The sequence below is a fragment of the Halorubrum sp. F4 genome (assembly GCF_027257195.1).
Taxonomy (GTDB): domain Archaea; phylum Halobacteriota; class Halobacteria; order Halobacteriales; family Haloferacaceae; genus Halorubrum.
Genome location: NZ_JAPDFS010000059.1, coordinates 1 through 1,368, shown reverse-complemented (window position 1 = coordinate 1,368; position 1,368 = coordinate 1). Strand labels below are relative to the sequence as shown.

General features: G+C 54.3%; 1 protein-coding gene and 1 pseudogene. Both read right to left on the bottom strand.

All coding sequences use genetic code 11. The features are described 5' to 3' along the window. Positions 1-225 (bottom strand): annotated as a pseudogene (locus tag OKW78_RS16705) (hypothetical protein); the annotation flags it as partial. Beyond that, positions 218-1,368, bottom strand: a 1,151-nt coding sequence (locus OKW78_RS16700) for a Zn-binding domain-containing protein (protein ID WP_281196173.1), incomplete at its 5' end; no start/stop codon positions are given. The pseudogene OKW78_RS16705 and the gene OKW78_RS16700, both read right to left, overlap by 8 nt.

Below are 1,368 nucleotides of genomic sequence, written 5' to 3'. Positions count from 1 at the left end.
ATTGAGTAGCCATCTGTGGAACTTAGAGACGCTAGCGTGATCTCGTTCATCGTTCGACCGAAGCGTTTCTACGTGGATGTGAGGAGATAACCGCTCCGTGAGTGAATCTCGGGAAGATACGGCTATTAATCCGGTGTATAGTGACTCGGGCGTCACTCCCCAGACACGCATCGCCGATTGCGTCCGGAGTTCGTTGGCGACGGTGGATATTTTCCCGTCACTCATCGTTCCTCTCCTCTAGTTGTAAGTCGTTGGAGAGCAATTCAAGGAGTTCCTCCTTATCGAAGGAGTCCGGGTCGTTCCGTTCCGAACATCCGTACTGATAGATACAGAACGGACAGCCCGTATCGCAGTTGCATTTCGACTCACCCGACGAGAAGGCGTCGCGCATGATCCGCACGGCCCTCTCGAACTTTTCACCATCGTCTTGTGTCAAGAGCACCGTGATTCCGCTTCCCCCTTCGTCGGAGTCATACACTAGGGTTCCATCATCCTCGATGGACTCGGGAACTTGCCGAACACTCACACCGCCAATGTACTGGAGAGCCACGCGAAGTCCGTGAGCGAATCCGTGTTCCAGTTCCTTACTGTCGAATCGGACACGAGCGGCTTTGGTATCGAACGTCGTAGCGACCCGCACAGCGATGCTCTCGTCAACGGAATGTTCGAAGTTGTTCGTACAGTATGCAGACTCGCCTATGTTAGCGATGACTCCGTCGCATCCATCAACCCCACAGATATCGAACGTATTCGGAAGCGGATCCGAACCCCCATGCTTGTAATTTGCCCAGTATTTGCTGGTGGAGGCGGTGATTGTGACGTCACCGAACTCGAAACGGCCGTGGACGGTTCCGTCTTGATCGACGATGTTCCGGGAAAACGTCGGATCAAACGAATCACCGGCGTCCGTTTCGACCGGAGCGTAAGTACGTTGAATCGTCTCGTCCGACTGGTAAACACTCGAAGGTTCCAGATTCTGTGAGTTCGGTGTCTGCCCCAAGGGTAGATCGTGCTGACTGGCAGTGACTCGCTCCGGAACTTTTGTTTCCAGCCGTTTCAGTCGTGTTCCGCACGACTCACAATGAGAAGTGTCGAGATCATACTCCGTCGCACAGGTCGGACAGATCGCGGAGTCCTCGAACTGCTGATTGATACGCTCGGTTTCTAACGGGTCCCAGACGGCACGAGTGACGACATACGTCTCGCTATCGTGTAGATAGGCCGCACAGGGATGGAGTTCTGATAAAGCGATTCTGCGATCCCTCGAACCGTCGCTGGCGTTTTCGAAGTCTTCGCCGATAAGCTGGTAGTCAACCGAGTCCCCGACCGAGCGAAGACCGAAAGCAGCGGGACTTTCTCGGTTGAGAT